Below are 14779 nucleotides of genomic sequence, written 5' to 3'. Positions count from 1 at the left end.
AGCGGCGCACGCCGAGCGCATTCAGCGGCGGATGGGGCAGTTGGTGTCCCCTTTTGAGGGAGATGGTCACCCGTAAGGGTTAAAAGCAACCGAGGGGGGAGTGAGCCGCTGCATCATCCGCCTACCGTCGCCGGGTGATGAGCAGTAGGCCCGAGCACCCCAGGCACACCACCGGCGCACACCGGTCGCGCGGCGGCGCGCCCCGCCGGAGCCGGCCGCAGCCCTCCGAGCGGCCCGGCCCGCCCGACCCCGCGCAGCACCCGGAGCGGCCCGCCCGCCAGGACCGCGCCGGCCGCACCGACAGTCCCGGCGGCCCCGCGGGCCAGGATCGTGCCGGGTATCCGGAGCGCTACGACCCGCATCTGGACGGGCTGTTCACCTACTGCCTGTCGGTCCTGTGCTCGCACGACGCGGCCACCGCCGTGCTGGGCGAGGTGCTCGCGCTCGCCGAGCGGCACCACGGCAAGCGGCCCTCCGAGCCCGCCCTTTACGGCCCCTGGCTCTACGCCCTTGCCCGCTGGGGCTGTCTGCGCCGGCTCGCCGAGCACACCGGACCGGATGCCGCCGCCCCCGACGCCGCCCCCGACGCCGCCTCCGACAACGAACGGCAGCGCGAACTCGCCGCCCTGGCCTGGCCGGAGGCGGCCGGGACGACCCCCGAGCAGCGGGAGGCGCTGGAGCTCTCGGTGCGCCACCGCCTGTCGGCGGAAGAGGTCGCGGCGGTGCTCGGCGCGGAGCCGGTCGCCACCCGCGCCCTGCTCGCCGCCGCGTCCTGCGAGGTCGAGCGGACCCGCGCCGCGCTGGCCGTCGTCGAGTTCGGCCGGTGCCCCGACGTCGCGCGGCTGGCCGGCGACACCCAGATGCTGCTGGGTGCGGCGCTCCGCCGTGAGCTGGTGCGCCATGTCGACGACTGCGCGGAGTGCCGGCGGATGGCCGAGCGGACGACCGCGGCCGGGCCCTGGCCGGGCACCGCGCCCACCGACCACGGTGCGTTGCCGCTGGTCACGGCCCCGCGCGAGGCGGTGCTCGGTGCGCTGGCGGCGGCGCTGCACTCCCGCTCCGGCCGTGCCGAGGGCGTGGCGGGTGGGGGCGCCGCGGCAGCCGCCGGACGCGCGGGCCGCAGCGGCGGGGCAAACGGTTCTCCTAGGTACGACCGCAGAGGATTCCCGGTTCTTCCCACGGACCGGGCCGCCCGCCGCCGACGGCTGCGCAGCCGGGCGCTGACCACCACCGTCGTCGCCACGGTGCTCGCCGCGCCGGTGCTGGCGCTGTGGGCCGCCTATCGCAGCGCCCCGATGACGGGCGAGGCGGACGGCTCGCCGTCGGTGACGGCCAACGAGTCGGACACCGCGGGCGAGCTGGACGGCCGTCCGTACGAGAACGCGGGCAACGCCCGGACGACCCCTGGGCCCGGCTTCTCCGCCGGTGCGGGCACCCCTGATGTGTCGGTCGAGGTGATCAGCGCCGACGGCACGCCGGTGCGGCCCGGCGAGCCGACGGGCGCGCGGACGGGTCCGGGGCGGCTGACCGTCAGCGCGCAGCCCAGCGGCGGCACCACCGTCATCACGCTCAGCGCCTCGGGCGGCGCCCCCGTGCGCTGGCGGGCGTCCTCCGGCGCCGCCTGGCTGCAGATCAGCCATACGGCGGGGGAGCTGCGGCCGGGGGAGTCCACGACGATCACGGTCTATGTCGACCACGACCGGGAGCCCGCGGGCCACTGGCGGGCGAAGATCACCATCGGTCCCGGCGGCAGCGCGGTCACCCTGGAGGGCTACGGCGCGACCGGTCCCGCCCCCGGCCCGAGCCACCCCGGGCCCACGGACCCGACGCCGACGGACCCGACGCCCACGGATCCCACCCCCACGGACCCCACGCCGACCCCGACGGACCCGACAACACCGCCCACGGACCCCACCCCGACCCCGACCGAGCCGACGCCGACGTCGCCTCCGCCGGACACCGGGTCCCCGACGGGCTGAAACGCGTCGGGGCCGCCGGGAGACAACCCGGCGGCCCCGACGCGGGCGCACTGCGCTCGCCGCGGCGCTACTTCCGCGGCGGATCGGCCGGATGCGGCGCCATCGGCAGCGTCGCCGCCAGCCGCTCCTCGCAGAGCTGCGCGAGCTTGGCGTAGCCCTTCTTGCCCATCAGTTCGGTGAGCTCCGGCTTGTACGACACGTACACCGGGTCGCCCGCACCGTGCGCGGAGGTCGCCGAGGTGCACCACCAGTGCAGGTCATGGCCGCCGGCGCCCCAGCCGCGGCGGTCGTACTCGCCGATCGTGACCTGGAGGATCTGGGTGTCGTCCGGCCGGTCGATCCAGTCGTAGGTGCGCCGGACCGGCAGCTGCCAGCAGACGTCCGGCTTGGTCTCCAGCGGCTCCTTGCCCTCGCGCAGCGCGAGGATGTGCAGCGAGCAGCCGGCGCCGGCCGCGAAACCGGGGCGGTTCTGGAAGATGCACGAGCCCTCCCAGCGCCGGGTCTGCCGCTCGCCGTCCTCGTCCTCCTGCACCCAGCCGGACGAGGTGCCGACGTCGTGGAACTCCCAGAGGTCCGGCGTGAGCCGGGCCACGTTCTCGGCCACCCGCTTCTCGTCGTCCTCGTCGGAGAAGTGCGCGCCGAGCGTGCAGCAGCCGTCGTCCGCGCGACCGGCCTGGATGCCCTGGCAGCCGCTGCCGAAGATGCACGTCCACCGGGAGGTCAGCCAGGTCAGGTCGCAGCGGAAGAGCTGCTCGTCGTCGGCCGGGTCGGGGAAGGTGACCCAGGCGCGGGCGAAGTCGAGGCCGACCTCGTCGGCCGGAGCCCCGTGCGCGGGCTGCGCTCCCTTGTCCCCGGGAGTGCGCCGCTTTGCATCCTTCTTCAGGGATTTCTCCTGCTTCGCCTTTTTCGTCTTAGCCACCACTCCAGCCTACGACCTGGGTGCCGGTGGCTCGTCCACGTCGCCCCCGGGCGCCGCCGGCGACCCCGGGTGGAGGGCGGCCGACCACCGGTCACCGCCCCGGCAGTAGGTTTCCCCGTATGAGACTCGGTGTCCTCGATGTGGGTTCGAATACGGTCCATCTCCTGGTGGTGGACGCGCACCCGGGCGCGCGCCCGTTGCCCGCCTATTCGCACAAGGTGGAGCTGCGCCTCGCCGAACTCCTCGACGAGGACGGCGCGATCAGCGAAGCCGGGGTGGAGCGGCTGGTGCACACCCTCCGCGACGCGATGCAGGTGGCCGAGGACAAGGGCGTCGAGGACGTCCTGCCGTTCGCCACCTCCGCGGTGCGTGAGGCGTCCAACAGCGAGGAGGTGCTGCGCCGCCTCGCCCTGGAGACCGGCGTCGAGCTGCGGGTGCTCTCCGGCGAGGACGAGGCGCGGCTCACCTTCCTCGCGGCCCGTCGCTGGCTGGGCTGGTCCGCCGGCCGGCTGCTGGTGCTGGACATCGGCGGCGGCTCGCTGGAGATCGCCTACGGCCTCGACGAGGAGCCCGACGTGGCGGCCTCGCTGCCGCTCGGCGCGGGCCGGCTGACCGGCAGCGACCTGCCCGGCGACCCGCCCGACGCCGACGACGTACGGGCGCTGCGCCGCCGCGTCCGGGCCGAGATCGCCCGCGTGGTGAGCGATTTCACCCGCTACGGAACGCCCGATCACGTCGTCGGCACCTCCAAGACCTTCAAGCAGCTCGCCCGGATCGCGGGCGCGGCCCGCTCCGCCGAGGGGCTGTACGTCCAGCGCGAGCTGTCCCGCAAGAAGCTGGAGGAGTGGGTGCCGAAGCTGGGCGGGATGTCCGCGCTGGAGCGCTCCGAGCTGCCCGGGGTGTCCGAGGGCCGCTCCCGCCAGCTGCTCGCCGGGGCGCTGGTCGCCGAGGCGGCGATGGACCTGTTCGGGGTCGAGACGCTGGACATCTGCCCGTGGGCGCTGCGCGAGGGTGTCATCCTGCGGCGGCTCGACCATCTGCCCACGACATGAGGCACGCCCCGTCGGCGTAAGACGCGTCACACTCCGCGCAGGGCCCGGGGGCGCGCCACACCCTTAGATCCCCGCCTCACCGCCCCCGGGCCTCACACGGAGCGGCAGGGATGCCGCCAGGCGCGGAAGCCGGTCGTCCGGACCTCCCTCCATGGGCCGGGCCTCGGCCCGTACGCTGTCCCACGTGACAGAGCCAGTGGTGCGCATCCCGGATGCGAAGGTCGCCCTGTCCACGGCCTCGGTCTATCCGGAGTCGACGGCGACGGCCTTCGAGATCGCCGCGCGCCTGGGATACGACGGCGTCGAGGTCATGGTGTGGACCGACCCGGTCAGCCAGGACATCGAGGCGCTGCGCCGGCTCTCGGACTACCACGGCGTGCCGGTGCTCGCCGTGCACGCACCGTGTCTGCTGATCACCCAGCGGGTGTGGTCCAGCGACCCGTGGGTCAAGCTCCAGCGGGCGCGCAATGCCGCGGAGAAGCTGGGCGCCTCGACCGTCGTGGTGCACCCGCCCTTCCGCTGGCAGCGCGCCTACGCACGGGAGTTCGTGCGCGGTGTGTGGCGGATGGAGCACGAGACGGATGTGAAGTTCGCCGTCGAGAACATGTACCCGTGGCGCTACCGGGACCGCGAGATGCTGGCGTACGCGCCGGACTGGGACCCGACCAACGACGACTACCGGCACTTCACCGTCGACCTCTCGCACACCTCCACGGCCCGCAACGACGCGCTGGACATGGTCGGGCGGATGGGCGACCGGCTGGCGCATGTCCACCTCGCCGACGGCAACGGCTCCGCCAAGGACGAGCATCTGGTGCCAGGACGCGGCAGCCAGCCCTGCGCCGAACTGCTGGAGCGGCTGGCGGCCACCGGCTTCGACGGGCATGTGGTCGTCGAGGTCAACACCCGCCGGGCGATGTCCGCGGCCGAACGCGAAGCCGACCTGGCCGAGGCGCTGGCCTTCACCCGGCTCCATCTCGCCTCGCCGACCTGGGTGCCGGGCTCGTGAGCGGTGGGCGGGACGCGGGCGCGTCGGACGCCGCCTCGCCCGGTGAGGAGCCGGACGCCGCACCGGCCGCCCGCAGACGGGGCCGTCCGGCCCGCGCCGGGGCCGAAGCCGGTCCGGGGGCGCGTGAGCGGATCCTCGCCGCGGCCCGCACCGAGTTCGCCGCGCGGGGCTACGACAAGACCTCGGTCCGCGGCATCGCCAAGGCGGCCGGGGTGGACGCGGCGCTGGTGCACCACTACTTCGGTACCAAGGAGCAGGTCTTCGCGGCGGCCATCGAGATGTCCTTCGCCCCCGCGATGACCATGCCGGAGGCGATCGCGGGCGGCGGCGCCGACGTGGGCGAGCGGATGGCCCGCTTCATGTTCGCCGTCTGGGAGAACCCGGTCAGCCGGCAGCCGCTGCTGGCGATCATGCGCTCGGCGCTCACCAACGACACCGCCGCCACGGTCCTGCGGGGGCTCATCGAGCGCCGGCTGCTGCAGCGGGTGGCCGGTGAGCTCCAGGTGGCCGACCCGAAGTTCCGCGTGCAGATGGCCGCCGGGCACCTCATCGGGATCGCCATGCTGCGCTACGTGATCAAGATGGAGCCGGTCGCCTCCGCGGAGGTCGAGGAGATCATCGCGATGGTCGCGCCGACCCTGCAGAGGTATCTGACCCAGCCGTGAGCCGGGCCCGCCGCGCGTGTCGGCAGGGCCCGCCCGTGGTGTCCGTACTGCGGGCAGTTGTCTCACATCGCGGAGGGCGCGTCCGGATCTTGGATCAGGGGCGTAATCTCGAAGCTCAGCTGATATGTGCGCCGCACGTATCGAGACCGGCGACGTACGAACCCCGAGGGAGTGACCATCGTGCCCGAGCTGAGGTCCCGCACTGTTACCCATGGCCGCAACATGGCCGGCGCCCGAGCCCTTATGCAGGCTTCCGGCGTAGCGCGCGAGGACTTCGGTAAGCCGATCATCGCCGTCGCCAACAGCTTCACCGAGTTCGTGCCGGGCCACACCCACCTCCAGCCGGTGGGGCGCATCGTCTCGGAGGCGATCCACGCCGCGGGCGGCATCGCGCGCGAGTTCAACACCATCGCGGTCGACGACGGCATCGCGATGGGCCACGGCGGCATGCTCTACAGCCTGCCCTCGCGCGACCTGATCGCCGACTCCGTGGAGTACATGGTCGAGGCGCACTGCGCCGACGCGCTGATCTGCATCTCCAACTGCGACAAGATCACGCCGGGCATGCTGATGGCCGCGATGCGGCTCAACATCCCCACCGTCTTCGTCTCCGGCGGCCCGATGGAGTCCGGCAAGGCGACGCTGGTGGACGGCACCGTCCGCACCCTCGACCTGGTCGACGCGATCTCGGACGCGGTCAACGACAAGATCTCCGACGAGGACATCCTCCGCATCGAGGAGAATGCCTGCCCGACCTGCGGTTCCTGTTCCGGCATGTTCACCGCGAACTCCATGAACTGCCTCGCCGAGGCCATCGGCCTCGCCCTCCCCGGCAACGGCTCGGTGCTGGCCACCCACACCGCCCGCAAGGCGCTGTACGAGAACGCCGGCCGCACGGTCGTGGAGATCACCAAGCGGCACTACGACCAGGACGACCACACCGTCCTGCCGCGCAACATCGGCACCCGCGCCGCCTTCGAGAACGCCATGGCCCTGGACATCGCCATGGGCGGCTCGACCAACACGATCCTGCACCTGCTCGCCGCGGCGCAGGAGGCCGGTCTCAGCTTCGACCTGGACGACATCAACGCCGTCTCCCGCCGGGTGCCCTGCCTGGCGAAGGTCGCGCCGAACATCGCGCCCGGCGGCACGTACTACATGGAGGACGTCCACCGGGCGGGCGGCATCCCCGCCATCCTCGGTGAGCTCTACCGCGGCGGCCTGCTGAACGAGGACGTGCACACCGTGCACAGCGACTCGATCGAGGAATGGCTCAAGACCTGGGACGTGCGGGGCGGCTCCCCGTCCGACGAGGCCGTCGAGCTGTGGCACGCGGCCCCCGGCTGCAAGCGCTCCGCGACCGCCTTCTCGCAGTCCGAGCGCTGGGCGAGCCTGGACACCGACGCCGAGGGCGGCTGCATCCGCGACATGGCGCACGCCTACTCCGTCGACGGCGGCCTCGCGGTCCTCAAGGGCAACATCGCCGAGGACGGCTGTGTCGTGAAGACCGCCGGCGTCGACGAGTCGATCTGGACCTTCGAGGGTCCGGCCGTGGTCTGCGAATCGCAGGAAGAGGCCGTCGACAAGATCCTCAAGAAGCAGGTCAAGGAGGGTGACGTCGTCGTCATCCGCTACGAGGGCCCCAAGGGCGGCCCCGGCATGCAGGAGATGCTCTACCCGACGTCCTTCCTCAAGGGCCGCGGCCTGGGCAAGACCTGCGCGCTGGTCACCGACGGCCGCTTCTCCGGCGGCACGTCCGGCCTGTCCATCGGCCACGCCTCGCCCGAGGCGGCGGCCGGCGGCACCATCGCGCTGGTCGAGGACGGCGACCGCATCCGCATCGACATCCCGAACCGTGGCATCGAACTCCTCGTGGACGACGCCACGCTGGCCGCCCGCCGCGAGGCCCTGGGCGGCGTCTACGCCCCCAAGCAGCGCGAACGCAAGGTCTCCCAGGCCCTGCGCGCGTACGCGGCGATGGCCACCAGCGCGGACAAGGGCGCGGTGCGCGACGTGAGCAAGCTGGGCTGATCCGGCAGCAGTACGGCAACGGCCCCCGTCGGGAAGACGGGGGCCGTTCGCATGCGCCGGACGGCGACCGTCAGGCGTCGGCCAGTCCCTGGTGCTTCACGGCGGTGATGAAGGACGTCCACGCGGCCGGCTCGAAGATGAGGGCGGGGCCGTGGGGGTCCTTTGAGTCCCGAACGGGGACGAGGGCGGGGAAGGTGTCGGAGACCTCGATGCACTGGCCTCCATCTGGGTTGCTGTATGAGCTTTTGCGCCAGTTGATGGAGCTCAAGTCGATGGCTCGCACGGCACTGCCTCCAACATCCGCCTGATGAACTTCAACGATTCGGCCGGGCTCAATGCCAGGTCACGAACCGCATCGTACGCGCGTTGCAGACGCTCAACCGATGCGTTTTCTTCGATGAGTTCGCCATGGTGAGCGTTCTCCGTGTACGCCACGGTGCGCCCTTCGGGCAGCCGTAGGAACATCACGTCTGTGCTTACCAGGCCATGTGGGCCGGAGCTGTGGGGCAGCACGTGGAGCGTGAGGTTCGGCCGATCGGCCTCTTCGGCCAGGCTCTCAAGCTGTCGTCGCCACTGTGCCGGATCTTCCAGAGACGTGCGCAGCACAGACTCCGACAGGACGGTGCGGAAGGGGGGAGCATCGTGCCCTGTAAGCAACTCGCGCCGTCCTATGCGCGCTTCGACCTGGCGAGTTAATTCCTCGCCCCTGGCGCTACCAGCCGCGAGGACTGCGCGTGCGTACCCTGCCGTCTGAAGCATTCCGGGCAGGACGCTCACACCGAAGTGCCACATGCTGACCGCCTCGGCCTCCAGCGTCATGTACCGCCGGTAGCGCTCGCGGAACTGCGTAGGATCCCCCGCCGCCAACTCCCAGAGCGTCAGCAGCAATCCCGGCGTCCCGTAGTGCTGGTCCAGTGCCTGGACGACCTCCGGGCTGCCCAGGGTCTGGCCGCTCTCCATCTTGCCGAACAGGGACGAGTCCCAGCCCAGCACCTCACCGAGCTGCCGGAGGCTGTCCCCCCTCCGGCTGCGGAGTAATCGCAGCTCCTCCGCGAACCGTTGGCGTGGCTCCTGGCTGCGACCGGTGACCGCTCGCCTCGGCGGCATGGCGCCCTCCTCCGTGGAAGGTGTGGAACTAACGGGCCCGGGTGTGGAATTACGGCCCGTCAGGGGCGATTTCACCCTCCGTCGACTGCATTCTCGTAATGCCCGGACCACTCAGCGTAGTCGTGGCCGGGTGTCTCGGACAGGGAAACGAAACGACGGGAGCAGCAGCATGACGAGGGAACACGCAGAGGCCGAGGCGGCACGCGACGAGTTGGCGGCCGCGCTCCGGCGGGTGGACGTGGTCCTGCCGTCACTGTGCGTCGATCCGCTGTCCTACAGCTACGAACAGCCCAGCCCCCTCATCGAGTTGGGGCGCTGCAACCTCGCGACGACCCGCAAGCTCATCGAGGCGCTCAAGAAGGCGGCGGCCCGGTGACCGTGTACCTGCGACGGCTCCTCGCGTGCCTCTTACCGGCGTACGGGAAGCACCGTGCCGCCGCCGCGCCGAAGGCGTCCCCCGCACCGGCTCACCGGCGCCCCCACCCGCTCCCGCGTCACAAGAGCCCGTACGCCCGTGAAGCCGCACAGGACCGCCCTCTCATGGACACGCCCAGCCGCGTACGCCCCTACCTGCTCAGCCGTCACCGGAGTGTGCGGGAGGGCGAGGACAGCCCCGAGCGACAGGCGCAGGCGGAGCGCCGGTGGGTACTCGACATGGCGCTGCGGGGCATGGACGTGGGGCCGGTCGTGATCCACGGCGTGCGTCTCCCCGCCCCCGGCACCGGCACGCGCATGCCCCGCTCGGCGGTGGCCTGAGATGGCGGTCCCGGAGTCCACGTACCTCTCCCCGGCCTGTCACATCGGCACGCACGCGAGATGCGACAAGGGCACCGCGGCGGGCAGCACCGTCCCCGGGGTCCGGCATGAAGCCTGTGTGTGCCGCTGCCACGAGGGCGGGCGGCCCGGTCTTCACCAGCCCGACGGGTCCTTGGTCGCCGCCGCGAAGACCGTGCCGTCGGGTGCCGCCGCGTAGATCCGGCCGCGCGGCGCGTCCACCAGCGGCACGGGCAGCGTCTCCAGGAACCCGTGGTGCCGGCCGGCCGCCAGCCGCGGCGAGGTCTGGCCGAGCATGGTGCCCTTGGTGGTGTCGACGGCCAGCAGGCGGCCGTCCGGGGCGGAGAAGTACAGCCGGTCGCCGGCCACCACCGGCGCCGAACCCCGGCTGACCGACGTCTCCATGTCCCATCGCCGCTCCCCGACCGCCCGCAGTGCACCGCCCTCGGCCAGCAGATACGCCGTCTCGCCGCGCACCACGGCGCTCACGCCGTCGAGCGGAGCGTCGAGGGGGAGGCGGCGGGTGTGACCGGTCTTCGGGTCGTAGCGGACCACGGCGGAGGTGCTGAAGGTGAACTGCGGGTCGGCGACGGTCAGATAGAGGTCCCCGGAGGCGCCGACCCCGGCCGGGGTGAGCGCGCCGGGCAGCCGCTTCTGCCAGCGGAGCCTGCCGTTGGCCGGATCGATGGCGGTGAGCCGGGTGCCCCCGCCCGGACCGGCGTCGGCGGCGAAGGCGGAGTGCGGGTCGCCGAACGTCACGAAGGGCGTCAGCGCGTGGCCGGGGAACTTCTTGCGCCACCGTTGCCGGTGCGTGGCGCTGTCGAGCGCGGTGACCGTGCCGTCCGCGGCGGTCAGCAGCACCCGGTCCCCGATGACCAAGGCCCCGCCCTCGTACCCCGAGAGGTCCTTGCTCCAGCGCGTCGCGCCCTTGCCCCCGGCCGACGGATCGAGCGCCTCCAGCCGCTTTCCGTCGGGGGAGAAGACGTAGAGCAGGCCGCCGGACAACACCGGGGCGCTCGGCGGCATATCGGCCTTGCCGGGGGCCTTCGCGGTGCGGCGCCAGGCCAGGCGGCCGGTGTCCGGGGTGAGCCGGGCGGCCCGTAGGCCGGACTGTGCGCAGAAGACCGCGCCGGCATCGGCGGAGGCGGGGCCGGAGCCGCCCGGCGGGCGCGTCGTGCAGAACGGCATCTCCGCGCGGTAGCCCTCGGGGCGTTCGACGAGGGTGGTGCGCCACGGGTGGAAGGCGGCACGGTCCGCGCGGGACGGGCGGGTCTGGAGCGCCGGGTCCTGGCCGGGCGCGTCGTCGGACAGGGCTTGGAAGCCCGCGAAGGCGGCGGCGCCGGCCACGACGAGTGCGATCGCGGCGCGGACCGCTCGGCGGCGGGCGCGGCCGGGGCGTCCTGAATCGGGGTGGCCGCTGGGGCCTGCGGGAGGGGCGGACCCGGGAGGGGCGCCCTCGGTGGCTTCCGGGTGGCGGCCGTCCGGCGGGGCCGCTCCGACTCCCGCGCCGTCCACCGCGTCATCGGTCGGGCGCGCGGCACCGGGGGCGGACCCGGCGAGCGGCGCTCCGGAAGCCCCAGGTGACGGCGCCGGGACGCCGTCCACGGGGCCCGCACCCGGCATACGGGCGCGGACGTGCGTGGCCTCGGCCCGGGGCGGCGCGGATTCGGCGCGCACCGGCTGCCGTTGACCCGGTATCCGGGCGGCCTCGTCGACCGAGCCGTCCGTCGCGCCGGACGCCTCGCCCGCCCCGGGGCCGCCCGGCCGGTCCTCGCCCGGGCCGCTCGCCGCCCCGCCCCGCGCACGCGCGTGCAGCTCGTCCAGCAGCTCCGCGTGCAGCCGGTCGTGCACCTCGGTCGGCGTATCGGAATGCAGCCGCGCCATCAGCGCGTCCGGTGTGGGCCGGTCCTCGGGGTGCTTCGCCAGACAGCTCTCGATGAGCGGTGCCAGCTCCGGCGGCACTCCCGTCAGGTCCGCCTCGTCGTGCACCACCTGATACGCGACGATGTACGGGCTCTCGGAGTCGAACGGCCCGCTTCCCGTCGCGGCGTGCACCAGCACCGAACCCAGCGCGAAGACATCGGCCGCAGGCCCCACCTCGCGCGGCCGCTGGAACTGCTCGGGGGCCATGAACGGCGGCGTCCCGATCAACTTGCCGGTCTCGGTCCGCATCTCGCTGTCGGACGGCCGCGAGATACCGAAGTCGATGACTTTCGGCCCGTCGGCGGCCAGCAGCACATTTCCCGGCTTCAGATCGCGGTGCACGACACCGGCGCGGTGGATGTCGCGCAGCGCTTCCGCAAGCCCCGCGGCCAGCCTGCGCACCTCGGCGGGCGGCAGCGGACCATTCCGTTTCACATGGTCCGAGAGGGTCGGGCCGGGGATGTGCAGGGTCGCCATCCAGGGCCGCCCGGCGTCCGGATCGGCGTCCACGACCGGTGCGGTGAAGGCCCCGCTGACCCGCCGGGCAGCCGCCACCTCCTGCCGGAACCGCCCCCGGAACTCCGGGTCCTGGGCGAATTCGGCGTGGATGACCTTGACCGCGAGCAGCAGCCCGGAGGACGAGCGCGCCAGATGGACCACGCCCATGCCGCCGGAGCCCAGGCGCGCCTCCAGGCGGTATTGCCCGGCGTATTCCGGACGCTCCGCTTCCGGGCCGACCCCGGAATCGCGCAGCGATGGCATCGATCCACCCCCGTGTGATTGCCCATGCCATTCGGTCGCAGGTGCGACGCGCGGAGCCTAGTCGATGGTGCGTACGACATGAATGAGGCTTGCTAGCGTGCGAGTTGCGGGGCCTTTGTGCGCCCCGCACCGCGCGCCACCCGACAGCACGGCGCCGGCATCATTTTTTAACGGGGGAGCAGGACATGAGCACACAGGACGTTCAGGGCTACCTGGAACCGGCCGCCACCGGCCCGGCGGACACCGCGTCGACCGCCCTGGCGACGGCCGCGCGCCGCAGCTACGCCACCGCGCCCGGCTACCACGTCAACATCCGCAAGGGCCCGGGCACCGGCTTCCCGGCCGTCGGGCAGCTGGAGAGCGGCGCCCGGGTCCGGATCTACTGCCAGCGGCACGGCGAGCGCGTCAGCGGCCCGTACGGCACCTCAGACATCTGGGACAACATCGCCCCCGGGCAGTACGTCTCCGACACCTACGTCCACACCGGGAGCGACGGCTTCGTCGCGGAGCCCTGCACCAGCTGAGCCCACCGGGCCGCCGGGGATAATCGATGCCATGAGCGATGAGCAGACGACGACCGGCGGCCCGGAGCGGCGCGGCCCCGAGCCGGAGGAGATCCGGTTCTTCGGCACCACCTGGGTCGAGCACGACGGCGGCTACGGCCTGCGCCGGGCCGGCGTCGCGGCAGGCTCACTCGCGCTCGCCGCGGCCGGCGCGCTCGTCCTGCGCTTCGCCTTCGAGGGCCTGGTCGTCGCCGATGTCGGTGGCTTCGTCGGCATCCTGGTCGTCGCGTGCTTCGCCATCTGCAGCGCGCTCGCCTTCCGGCGCACCTGGGAAGGCTTCACCCGCCGCCCCGACCCGTCCGCCGCGAGCACGGCCGACAAGTCCGCGCAGGGCCTGCAGCTGATCGGCTTCATCGGCTCGCTCGTCGCCTACTTCTGCCGCAGCCTCGTCGAGGCACCCGGCGAGAAGCTGCACCGCGCCGAGTTCGCCGCGGCCCGGGAGCGTCATGAGCGCCGCCGCGGCACCCGCACCGGCAACCCGGCGGCCCGGAAGACCAAGGCCACGGGCAGGAAGCGCCGGTAACCGGCGTCCGGGACCGACGAGGCGGCCGGCTCCGGCGGCCCGGCCGCCCCGCCCCGCTCAGTACTCCCAGTCCGGCTGACCCTTCCCGTACAGCCAGTCGTCGAAGAGGTCGGTCAGGTCCTCGTCGGTCCGCTCCTGGCAGAAGGCGATGAAGTCCGCCGAATCGGCGTTGCCGTGCCGGTGCGCGGCGGGCCACTCCTTGAGGATCGAGAAGAACGTCTTGTCGCCGACGGCCTTCCGCAGCTGCTGGAGCACCATCGCGCCACGCTCGTAGACGGGCGTCTCGGTCACGTTCTCCGGCTCGCCCGGATCCCCCGGCGGGAATTCCCAGAGTTCCTCGTCGTCGGAGGCGAACAGTTCGTCGAAATGCCGCTGGGTCGTCCGGCCGCCCTCGCGCTCCTCCCACAGCCACTCGGCATAGGTGGCGAAGCCCTCGTTGAGCCAGGTGTCCCGCCAGGTCTTCGGCGTCACCGAATTCCCGAACCACTGATGCGCCATCTCGTGCACCACCGTCGCGGCATCCGGTGCGCCGGCGTAGATCGGCTTGGTCTGGGTCTCCAGTGCGATCCAGTCGATCCGGTCGGGTGTGTTGTCGACGATCGCCCCGGCCGAGGAGAACGGATAGCGGCCGAACAGCTTGGTCTGCCACTTCAGGATCTCCGGCAGCCGGTCCAGCGCCCGCTTGCTCGCCGCGGCCTCCGCGGGGTCCACCGCGACGTAGACGGGCAGGTCCTCGGGAGTGCGGTAGGTACGGAAGTCGAAGACGCCGATGGTGGCGGTGGCGAGGTAGCTGGCCATCGGCTCGCCGTTGTGCCACTCGAAGGTCGTCCGGCCCTTGTCCGTCCTCATCGCCCGCAACTCGCCGTTGGCGAGGGCCCGGTAGCGCTGCGGCACGGTGATCTTGAAGTCGTAGGCGGCCTTGTCGCCGGGGTGGTTGTTGACCGGGAACCAGGTCATCGCCCCGGCGGGCTCACCCGCCACGAACGCACCGTCGCCGGTCTTGACCCACCCCTCCGTCGACTCGTCCGGGTCCCGCATCTCCTGTGGGCTGCCGCCGTAGGCGACGGTGGTGCGGAAGGTGGCGCCCTTCTTGAGCCCGGCGGCCGGCCGGACCCTCAGCTTGTGCCCCTTGCGGCTGAACGCCGCCTCCTGGCCGTCCACGCGGACGCCGGACACCTTCAGCCCCTGGAGGTCGAGTTGGAAGGACCGCAGATCCTCCTCGGCCTTCGCGGTGATCGCGGCCTTCGCCCGCAGCTGCTTCCTCGGTACGTCGTAGTCGAGGTCGAGGCCGTAGTGGGTGACCTGATAGCCGCCGTTGCCGAGGCCCGGGAAGAGCGGGTCGCCCACGCTGCCGGAGCCCGCGGCCCCACTGGCGGCCACGGTCTCGCCGGTGCACGAGGACAGCAGCAGCGCGACGGCCAGGGCGGCGGTCGCGCCGCAGGAGCGGAGGGGCCGGCGGTTCACAGCACTCC

The 14779-nt window shown here is 72.7% G+C and carries 14 protein-coding genes; 9 read left to right on the top strand and 5 right to left on the bottom strand.

Translation table 11 applies throughout. The features are described from left to right. Nucleotides 1–137: 137 nt before the first annotated feature. The gene (locus tag QOM21_RS16040; protein WP_407550761.1) at nt 138–1979 is read left to right on the top strand and encodes a BACON domain-containing protein; all 1842 of its coding nucleotides are present in this window, start codon (nt 138–140) and stop codon (nt 1977–1979) included. A 67-nt stretch (nt 1980–2046) separates the two neighbouring features. Here QOM21_RS16040 and QOM21_RS16035 read toward each other — a convergent pair whose 3' ends face one another. Continuing rightward, on the bottom strand, nt 2047–2898 hold the full coding sequence (locus QOM21_RS16035) for a hypothetical protein (protein WP_407550759.1): 852 nt from the start codon (nt 2896–2898) through the stop codon (nt 2047–2049). Nucleotides 2899–3017: 119 nt separating this feature from the next. On the opposite strand from QOM21_RS16035, the gene QOM21_RS16030 reads away from it, so the two are divergent. The 4 genes from QOM21_RS16030 (at nt 3018) to ilvD (ending at nt 7655) form a co-directional block, all read left to right on the top strand. Further along, nucleotides 3018–3950 (top strand): Ppx/GppA family phosphatase, encoded by a 933-nt coding sequence (locus tag QOM21_RS16030; RefSeq protein ID WP_407550758.1) that lies wholly within the window; start codon nt 3018–3020, stop codon nt 3948–3950. 184 nt (nt 3951–4134) lie between these two features. Next, nucleotides 4135–4959 (top strand): sugar phosphate isomerase/epimerase family protein, encoded by an 825-nt coding sequence (locus QOM21_RS16025; protein WP_407550756.1) that lies wholly within the window; start codon nt 4135–4137, stop codon nt 4957–4959. Then, complete coding sequence (locus QOM21_RS16020) at nt 4956–5624, top strand: TetR family transcriptional regulator (RefSeq protein WP_407550754.1); 669 nt, start codon at nt 4956–4958, stop codon at nt 5622–5624. Before QOM21_RS16025 ends, QOM21_RS16020 begins: the two co-directional genes overlap by 4 nt. Before the next feature lie 180 nt (nt 5625–5804). After that, nucleotides 5805–7655 carry a dihydroxy-acid dehydratase gene (ilvD, locus tag QOM21_RS16015; protein ID WP_407550752.1) on the top strand — a complete coding sequence of 617 codons (1851 nt, stop codon included), beginning with the start codon at nt 5805–5807 and terminating at the stop codon, nt 7653–7655. Nucleotides 7656–7725: 70 nt separating this feature from the next. Here the strand turns inward: ilvD and QOM21_RS16010 are convergent, their stop codons facing one another. Further along, the gene (locus QOM21_RS16010) at nt 7726–7938 is read right to left on the bottom strand and encodes a DUF397 domain-containing protein (RefSeq protein ID WP_407550751.1); all 213 of its coding nucleotides are present in this window, start codon (nt 7936–7938) and stop codon (nt 7726–7728) included. Then, nucleotides 7920–8762 carry a helix-turn-helix domain-containing protein gene (locus QOM21_RS16005; protein WP_407550749.1) on the bottom strand — a complete coding sequence of 281 codons (843 nt, stop codon included), beginning with the start codon at nt 8760–8762 and terminating at the stop codon, nt 7920–7922. Before QOM21_RS16005 ends, QOM21_RS16010 begins: the two co-directional genes overlap by 19 nt. A gap of 169 nt (nt 8763–8931) precedes the next feature. Between QOM21_RS16005 and QOM21_RS16000 the strand changes: the two genes are divergently transcribed. Both QOM21_RS16000 and QOM21_RS15995 read left to right on the top strand, forming a co-directional pair. Beyond that, the gene (locus QOM21_RS16000) at nt 8932–9138 is read left to right on the top strand and encodes a hypothetical protein (RefSeq protein ID WP_407550747.1); all 207 of its coding nucleotides are present in this window, start codon (nt 8932–8934) and stop codon (nt 9136–9138) included. 164 nt (nt 9139–9302) lie between these two features. Then, entirely contained in the window at nt 9303–9518 is a 216-nt protein-coding gene (locus QOM21_RS15995) for a hypothetical protein (RefSeq protein WP_407550745.1), read from the top strand. A 153-nt stretch (nt 9519–9671) separates the two neighbouring features. Here QOM21_RS15995 and QOM21_RS15990 read toward each other — a convergent pair whose 3' ends face one another. Beyond that, a complete protein-coding gene (locus QOM21_RS15990; protein WP_407550743.1) occupies nt 9672–12221 on the bottom strand; it encodes a protein kinase domain-containing protein in 2550 nt (849 codons plus the stop codon). Nucleotides 12222–12406: 185 nt separating this feature from the next. On the opposite strand from QOM21_RS15990, the gene QOM21_RS15985 reads away from it, so the two are divergent. Further along, complete coding sequence (locus QOM21_RS15985) at nt 12407–12745, top strand: peptidase (protein WP_407550742.1); 339 nt, start codon at nt 12407–12409, stop codon at nt 12743–12745. 31 nt (nt 12746–12776) lie between these two features. Continuing rightward, a complete protein-coding gene (locus tag QOM21_RS15980) occupies nt 12777–13307 on the top strand; it encodes a hypothetical protein (protein WP_407550740.1) in 531 nt (176 codons plus the stop codon). A gap of 57 nt (nt 13308–13364) precedes the next feature. Here QOM21_RS15980 and QOM21_RS15975 read toward each other — a convergent pair whose 3' ends face one another. Beyond that, on the bottom strand, nt 13365–14771 hold the full coding sequence (locus QOM21_RS15975) for a M1 family metallopeptidase (protein WP_407550738.1): 1407 nt from the start codon (nt 14769–14771) through the stop codon (nt 13365–13367). Nucleotides 14772–14779: the final 8 nt, after the last annotated feature.

Origin of the sequence: Streptomyces sp. Pv4-95 (assembly GCF_045782725.1) — a bacterium.
Lineage (GTDB): Bacteria > Actinomycetota > Actinomycetes > Streptomycetales > Streptomycetaceae > Streptomyces.
This window is presented reverse-complemented; position numbering and strand designations above follow the sequence as displayed.

What these genes read in the sequence shown, in the direction of transcription:
- QOM21_RS16040 (WP_407550761.1), top strand. Translation starts at nt 138, where the DNA reads ATGAGCAGTAGGCCCGAGCACCCCAGGCACACCACCGGCGCACACCGG.
- QOM21_RS16030 (WP_407550758.1), top strand. Translation starts at nt 3,018, where the DNA reads ATGAGACTCGGTGTCCTCGATGTGGGTTCGAATACGGTCCATCTCCTG.
- QOM21_RS16005 (WP_407550749.1), bottom strand. Translation starts at nt 8,762, where the DNA reads ATGCCGCCGAGGCGAGCGGTCACCGGTCGCAGCCAGGAGCCACGCCAA.
- QOM21_RS16000 (WP_407550747.1), top strand. Translation starts at nt 8,932, where the DNA reads ATGACGAGGGAACACGCAGAGGCCGAGGCGGCACGCGACGAGTTGGCG.
- QOM21_RS15995 (WP_407550745.1), top strand. Translation starts at nt 9,303, where the DNA reads ATGGACACGCCCAGCCGCGTACGCCCCTACCTGCTCAGCCGTCACCGG.
- QOM21_RS15990 (WP_407550743.1), bottom strand. Translation starts at nt 12,221, where the DNA reads ATGCCATCGCTGCGCGATTCCGGGGTCGGCCCGGAAGCGGAGCGTCCG.
- QOM21_RS15985 (WP_407550742.1), top strand. Translation starts at nt 12,407, where the DNA reads ATGAGCACACAGGACGTTCAGGGCTACCTGGAACCGGCCGCCACCGGC.
- QOM21_RS15980 (WP_407550740.1), top strand. Translation starts at nt 12,777, where the DNA reads ATGAGCGATGAGCAGACGACGACCGGCGGCCCGGAGCGGCGCGGCCCC.